This is a genomic window from Roseobacter sp. (assembly GCF_045106495.1).
Classification (GTDB): Bacteria; Pseudomonadota; Alphaproteobacteria; order Rhodobacterales; family Rhodobacteraceae; genus Roseobacter.
In genome coordinates this window covers 1-6,941 of record NZ_JBGCEQ010000065.1, presented here as the reverse complement: position 1 = coordinate 6,941, position 6,941 = coordinate 1, and the positions used below count along the sequence as shown (strand labels likewise).

At 52.6% G+C, this 6,941-nt stretch carries 6 protein-coding genes; 3 read left to right on the top strand and 3 right to left on the bottom strand.

Annotated features, from left to right (window positions below; all coding sequences use genetic code 11):
* The coding region (locus AB8B75_RS22415; RefSeq protein ID WP_405365493.1) for a hypothetical protein at window positions 1-437 on the top strand (437 nt) is incomplete at its 5' end.
* A 415-nt stretch (window positions 438-852) separates the two neighbouring features.
* On the opposite strand, the gene AB8B75_RS22410 is transcribed toward AB8B75_RS22415, so the two are convergent.
* Complete coding sequence (locus AB8B75_RS22410) at window positions 853-2,451, bottom strand: arylsulfatase (RefSeq protein WP_405365492.1); 1,599 nt, start codon at window positions 2,449-2,451, stop codon at window positions 853-855.
* Between the two features lie 223 nt (window positions 2,452-2,674).
* Between AB8B75_RS22410 and AB8B75_RS22405 the strand changes: the two genes are divergently transcribed.
* Window positions 2,675-3,679, top strand: a complete 1,005-nt coding sequence (locus tag AB8B75_RS22405; RefSeq protein ID WP_405365490.1) for a helix-turn-helix domain-containing protein — start codon at window positions 2,675-2,677, stop codon at window positions 3,677-3,679.
* 16 nt (window positions 3,680-3,695) lie between these two features.
* Here the strand turns inward: AB8B75_RS22405 and AB8B75_RS22400 are convergent, their stop codons facing one another.
* On the bottom strand, window positions 3,696-4,454 hold the full coding sequence (locus AB8B75_RS22400; RefSeq protein WP_405365488.1) for a nuclear transport factor 2 family protein: 759 nt from the start codon (window positions 4,452-4,454) through the stop codon (window positions 3,696-3,698).
* Between the two features lie 385 nt (window positions 4,455-4,839).
* Window positions 4,840-5,808 (bottom strand): adenylate/guanylate cyclase domain-containing protein, encoded by a 969-nt coding sequence (locus AB8B75_RS22395; protein WP_405365486.1) that lies wholly within the window; start codon window positions 5,806-5,808, stop codon window positions 4,840-4,842.
* 469 nt (window positions 5,809-6,277) lie between these two features.
* On the opposite strand from AB8B75_RS22395, the gene AB8B75_RS22390 reads away from it, so the two are divergent.
* Window positions 6,278-6,514 carry a hypothetical protein gene (locus tag AB8B75_RS22390; RefSeq protein ID WP_405365484.1) on the top strand — a complete coding sequence of 79 codons (237 nt, stop codon included), beginning with the start codon at window positions 6,278-6,280 and terminating at the stop codon, window positions 6,512-6,514.
* Window positions 6,515-6,941 lie beyond the last annotated feature (427 nt).

The window sequence follows — 6,941 nt, the reverse complement described above, 5'->3', positions numbered from 1 at the left end:
AACCTCCCAAACTGCCAGAGATCACTCCGTCTCTGACCGAAGGTGCTGCGCAAATAAACTGGCGGACACCTTCGGAGTTTCCGTGCTGCCCTGCGCCGGGGAAAGATCGCACACTGATGGATTACTATCAGGCACTTTCGTTCGGGGCAGTTTTTGCAGCCAACCAACACGGAAAGTCATTCTTCATTGATGGATGCCCAGACCGACGCAGCGACTGCCTTATTGTGGTTTGCCGGATTGAGAATAACCCGATCAACGATTGGGGCATAACCTGCGTCTATCTCCACGAAGGCACATTCATCCACGAGAACAAAGCCACATTCTTTACCCTAGTTGAAGCCATGGAAATTTTTGCTGCGGGAACAGGGGAGGGTTTCCGCCCAGAGAAATATGAACCAGACCTTGGGCCTTCAATCGGCGCTCCGCGGCAACTCTAGAGACGAGTTTAGGCACCAGCAGTTTCGTCCGCATTGTGTGAATTCACGTGCCATCAGATTTTGCGTGTGCAGCGAATGTCGGCAATGCGGGCTGCAAACGCAGCATCTGGCTGGCTGTTGAGCGTCCGGAAAGGGCCGTTTTGACCCCTTCGATCTCCTTCATGCGGAAGATCAACGGTCAGCACCTTGCAACTCACATTAATGTACGAATTTCTGGGGCATTTCAGCTCCGAAGATCCATGCCGCAGTTTGCCAAGAGTTTGCAATTCCCTTTTGAGTGCCCTTAGCATCGGTAGTGAATGTATTTTTGGGCAATACATTGAAATCGCTATGCGAGTTCAGCTATAGTTTCAGGTGAAAAATGGGCCGTATTTGGACATCCAAAATACGGCCCAGAGATTGGCAACAATCAGTTTTAGTTGCGTCCTCCGACAGAGTTTGTGGCGGCTTCCATCACCCGATCCAGACTAAAGCTGCCCGGCTTCATTCTTGGCGGAAACTCTCTAAAGCTTTGAATCCAATTGGCGACATATGCTGAGGCTGGCGCCAAAACAAACATTCGTTCTGCGGCCCATTGGGCGTGGCCGATGGTCTCATCTGGTGCCCGTTCAAAGGGATCCATCCGCAGGTTGGTCAGCATAGGGAAACGCAACTCTTCAAAGGGTGTTTCCCATACTTTGAAACCTACCGAGTTTTGACGTAGGAAAGTGAGTTTCCAATCATTGTAGCGTAAAGCAGCAACACTTCCGTCATCCGTCCAATAGATGAATTCCTTGCGTGGGGACTGCCCTACGTCTCCCTTCAGAAACGGCATCATGTTGTACCCATCAAGATGCACTTTGTATGTGATATCGCCGACCTGTTTTCCTTCCAACAGGTCTTCTTTCACTGTTGTGTCACCGACAGCAGCCAATACCGTAGGGAGCATGTCCTCATGTGCGACAATATCGTTGATGATTGTGCCTGGCTCAATCGTACCGGGCCAGCGGATAAGGGCCGGAACGCGGTATCCGCCTTCCCATTGTGTGTTCTTTTCGCCCCTGTGTTTCGTAGTCCCCCCATCGGGCCAGCCGAAAGCTTCCGCGCCGTTGTCACTTGAGTACAGAACAATAGTATTTTCTGCGAGGCCGAGTTCCTCTAATTTGGCGAGCATCTGGCCGACGTGACCATCGTGTTCAACCATACCATCAGCATAGATACCGTATCCGGTTTTACCCGCAGAGTCCTCTTTCAGATGTGTGTAGACGTGCATACGGGTGGTGTTCCACCATATGAAGAACGGCTTGTCGTCTGCTTTGGCCCGCTCCATGAAATTAATGGCCTGTGCGGTGACCTCGTCATCAATCGTTTCCATCCGCTTTACGGTAAGCGGCCCGGTGTCTTCGCAGACCTGGTTTCCCAGTTGCCCGAAACGCGGGTCTTCTGTGCTGTCGAACTCTTCTGATGTACGACAGTGCAAAACTCCACGCGGGCCGAACTTGGCCTTGAACTCCGGGTCTTTCGGATAGTGTTCGTTCTCGGGCTCTTCTTCGGCATTCAGGTGATACAAATTGCCAAACCATTCATCAAAGCCGTGGTTCGTTGGCAGCATATCATTTCTATCGCCAAGGTGGTTTTTACCAAATTGGCCGGTCACATATCCGTGCGGCTTTAACAGAGTAGCAAGTGTTGGGTCTTCTTTGGTGATGCCCTCAGGTGCGCCGGGCAGACCAACCTTGGTAAGGCCTGTTCGGATCGGCGACTGCCCGGTTATGAACGCAGCACGACCCGCGGTGCAGCTTTGCTGACCATACCAGTCCGTGAACAGCGCACCTTCTTTGGCGAGGCTGTCAATGTTGGGTGTCCGGTATCCCATCTGGCCCATGTTGTAGGCGCTAATGTTGTATTCGCCGATATCATCCCCGAACAGGATAAGAATGTTGGGCCTGGACGTGTCTGCCATCGCCAGAGATGACACGCCATACAGAGCTGACGCAGTGGCAATGGCAATAGCCATGTGTAGTCGTTTTTTCATGTGTTCCCTCGATGTTTTCCGATCACATTGTGCGTCCAGAACGCGTGAATACTGAAACCAAATTGTTCTGCATCCAAATACGGCCGATAAAAACGCAATTCGATTTGCGGTCGTCCTGCACCCTGCCTTGGCTTTTCGGTGGTCGCTTACCATTTCGTGCCACCGCAGTTGACAATTTGCACGCCCACTCCGAACGTGATGCCAGTTCATAGGATTTTGAGCGATGGAGAATTTACATCTGGTAAGCGCGAATGTTTTGTCGCCCTTGATTGCCGCCCTGCCATTTGGCGAGAGCAAAGTTGAAGCTGTGCTCGAAGTTGTTGGATTGGCTCCTACGTTGATCGAAACTCAAAGTGGAATTGTTCCACTTTATGCCGCTGAGAGGATGTTGACCGAGAGCGCCAAACTGGTGGGCGACCCAACTTTTGGCTTTGATAGCTTACCGGTCAATGCGTCGGATATGGACGGCTATATGGCAAGTTTACCCTTGCTACCAGGATCCACCGGATTGGAAGCATCCTTCGACTTAGCTGACAAGATCAACGGATTGCTAACTGGTGATCGCGTTTTCGGGACTGTTCGTGATGGAATTTTCTGGATTCGTCGAACGACGACTGGATCCAAATGGACAAAGGATTGGGCCGTCGTTCAATATAGTCTCGCCATCTTCTTGTCAGGTATGAGGCAGTTGTTCGGTAGCAATTTGGTGCCGCACGCGGTCTCTATCCCTACCAAAACCTTGCCTGCCGGGCTTCCGAATGACCTCCGTGGTATCCCGCTTGTACGCGAAGCCCAGATGGCAGGTATGGCATTCCGTATCCAAGACGTGTGCCGCGTTGTAAAAGCCCGCCGTCTGCAAAATATTCGCGGTCAGACCGTTTCCTCGACACCATTGTCGTCGACAGACAAGTCCGCCCTTGCGGCCTGTACTGTCGAGTTCATGAGGAGCGGAACGTCGGATATGATGGCCCACAGAATGGCCGCGTCTTTTGGTATGAGCGTTCGATCCTACCAACGCAGATTGAATGATGTGGGAACCACGCATTCCGCCCTGATTGACAGCGCAAGGCTCGAACTTGCTCTAAGACTGCTTGCCGAGGAAAAGAACTCCGTGACGGAAATAGCATTTGAACTGGGATACAGCTATCCAGGCCACTTCACCCGGTTTTTCAAACGAAAGGTTGGCTTGTCCCCGACGGAGTACCGCAAGATTGAAGTCACGTCCTAAGGGGTCGAGACGCGTCTCAAAACTTGCCGTTCCCATTTTTCCACTCGTTACGGGGCGCAATTGTTTCAACCGTGTCCCAATGTTCGACGATCATTCCGTCCGCGATACGGAAGAGGTCATAGAAACTCGTGTGGACGCCCGCCTTGTACCCTTCGCTCATGCAAAGCACGAAATTACCTTCTGCGAGTATGCGATGGACTTTAGAATACTCGATAACAGGCTCTCCGTTTATGCTTTCCTCCATGGATGTACGAAATGCGGCAACTCCATCAGCCGTTTCTGGATTGTGCTGGATCAGATATTTGTCGAGATATAATGCCAAAAGGTCAAAATTTTGGTCCACCAGAATCTTGTCGGCAAAACTGCGGACAAACTCCCTGTTGTTCTCGGTCTTGTCGAGATCGGTGATGGTTGTATCACCGTCCAACATGCCTCGGCCCGAAGGGTTGGGGCCTTTTTTGGGCTGGATATTGTCCCAATGCTCGACTGCTTGGCCGTCCTCAAACCGAAAGACTTCAAATGCCACGCGCAGGTTGGAGAAATCATATTCGTTATGTGCAAATGCAAAGTCGCCATCCTCGAAAACCCGCACAAAGGTCACTTTAGGATCGGTTCGTGAAAGCCGCGCGAATAGTGCTGCAAGGCCCTCACTTCCCTCATGCGTTTGGGGATTATGCTGAATGTACTTCGCTTCGTTGACGACCGCCGCAGCAGAGGCATCGCCAGTTTCGATGCCTTTGAGCAGATTCTGAATCAAATCTCGTTTCTCAGCCAACTTCAAGCTCCTGTTTTTGCCATACTGCCGGAACCATAGCCCCGTATTGTCTGCGTATGCTATTGTTAAAAGAATGGGGTTGCAGCGAAAGTCAGGTCTGGTGAAGTTGCATCGCAGCGATTGACAGCGTCGGCAATGTCCGCAATGGGCCGAACCCAGCGGTCGATGCCGATCAAGCTAAGGTCGGAAAAGTCCGCAACTTACCTGTTCTCGACTCGTGCAGCGAAGGTCGGCTATCGCAAATTTGCATCTAGCACTGCGGGTCAGCTTTGGGCTGGGTGCGGTCATCAGGGCAAGTTCTTCTGGGCGCTAAAACGCAAAATCGCTTGCTGCACTGCCGCAAGTCGGCAGTGAGCCCTAAGCGGCCTATTTTCCAATGAGCATTCTAGCTTTGCCAATTGAGAAAACGAACTTGATGACTTCCTTCAAGACCTTTCAGTGGGACCGTTTCAGGGTCAGAAAAAGTGTAGTCAAAATCCGCTCCCACGACTGCATGGGTAGTGTCTGACAGGCAGATTTCACCTTGCCCGGCAACCGAAGTTATGCGTGCTGCCTTGTTGACCACGGTACCGAAGAAGTCATCTTTTGCCCGAACAACTTCACCTGTATGGATCCCGATCCGCAGACTCAGCTTCGGCTCAAAATCTTGCTGCAACAATCCTATTTGAATGGTTTTTGCGGTAGCCAAAGCCGAACGCGCCGAAGAAAAGCTCGACATTGTTCCATCGCCAAGGGATTTAATGAGCTCTCCGCCATTTGCTTCAATAGCATCCTGAAGATATTCGAAATGCTGGGCAACAATGGCAGACCAAGCCCGATCTCCTATGCTTTCAGCGATAGGTGAAGAGTTCACGATGTCTGTGAACATAATGGAAGCCAAGCCTTCACTCTGCTCGATGCTGAAGTCATCATGCATGGAGTCCAGAAGTTCTTGAATCGCAGTGTGTTCGTGGCCGATCCTTGTTTCATTCGCCGACGGCAGTGATGCGTGTCGATGCACGATTTTCCAAGAACCGTGCTCCAGCACAAAGATCAGTGTCGTCCGAAAATCCACTGGTTCTGCCAGACCTTTAAACCAAAAGCGATTGGAAAAAAACGACCAGCCAGCGTCTCCTATCTCGAAAGCTTCTCCCAAAAGTTCTTGTCTATCCAAAACGTCCGGTACTTCTTCAAAATGCTTACCGATAGCTTCTCGAACCGCTCGACCTGCCCATAATTCTCCGTGAGCAGAACCAACGAAACGGAGTTCCGATGCCTCTGATAGATAGTTTTGGAGCTCCTTTTCATTGCGTGACAGCAATGCTCTGTACCAGCGTCGTGAAATAGCAAGAAGCTCAGGAGACTCTTTAAACATCTTTAGTGACCCAAGCAGGCGTCGACGCGTTGCAAGCGAACAATGAAGATCCACTCATCTCTTATTATCCTTTTTACTTTGCGCCCAGTTTTGAGGCCATAAAGCTTCAGAGTAGGTGAGCTGGGGTGCACGCTCAAGCGTGAGTCTGCAAAGTCCGGTACTTTCCCATTCGCAGAACTCGAGGTTTCGCTATCGCAGCGAATGGCCACTAAGCGGGCTGCGACCGCAGCATCTTGACCCAGTGGCCAATGGCAAAAATGGGCCGATCGCGTCGGTGACGACGCCCCTGGATTCGCAACTGTTCAATGGCGGCTATCGCGGGATCCTGGAGCCTCCAACACGCCACCTGGCGCGGATCGCTCTGAGGTTCCGGTATCTCGCATGCTCTTGTCTCCCGTTGATCGCCCGAAGCGGGCCGATTTCCCGATCAAAGAGACGCAGACGCAAAGGGGTGGCGGGAAGGCGCAGGGTGGCACCGGAATTGGCATTGCGTGCCACCCCTTGTTTTATTGGGGTTTGCGCGTTTGGCGCGATGTGGGACTGCTCTGGTGCAGGACGGGCAGGCGTGCCCGCGAGCACCGCGCCGGGGGCGGTTGTGCCTGTTTGCACCGCACTGGCCCGCATCGGGCGACGTTCGGGGGCACACGCGGGGTTTGAGTTGGGTGGCAGGGTGGCATCGCTCTGCCGAAACCGCGCCACCCCCTGATTTCATTGGAAATTTACAAAACTCTTTGGTGAATCTGGCGGCAATGCACGCTGCGCGACCCGGTGCACACCACCACCGCGTGGGCCGCGCTTGCCAGATTTTTCGCAAAACCCAACAAAACAAGGGGTGGCACGGATGCGGCGATCCGGTGCCACCCTGCGCCTCCCCGCCACCCCGGTGTGTGTGCTTGGCTTGATTGTGGGGCGAATCTACGCCTGTGTCACAGGGGAAAGGACGTGCTGAGTTGGTCAACAGATTACGATTGAACGATAAATCGGTGCGGGATGCGATCCCCGTCAAAGGGCGTGACTATCAGATCTTCGACACCGAGGTGCGGGGGTTTTCGATCCGCATCCTGCGGTCGGGCAACCGGTCGTTTGCACTCGATTATCGCTATGCCGGGGCTCAGCGCCGCATGGCCATCGGG

What these genes read in the sequence shown, in the direction of transcription:
- AB8B75_RS22410 (WP_405365492.1), bottom strand. Translation starts at nt 2,451, where the DNA reads ATGAAAAAACGACTACACATGGCTATTGCCATTGCCACTGCGTCAGCT.
- AB8B75_RS22405 (WP_405365490.1), top strand. Translation starts at nt 2,675, where the DNA reads ATGGAGAATTTACATCTGGTAAGCGCGAATGTTTTGTCGCCCTTGATT.
- AB8B75_RS22395 (WP_405365486.1), bottom strand. Translation starts at nt 5,808, where the DNA reads ATGTTTAAAGAGTCTCCTGAGCTTCTTGCTATTTCACGACGCTGGTAC.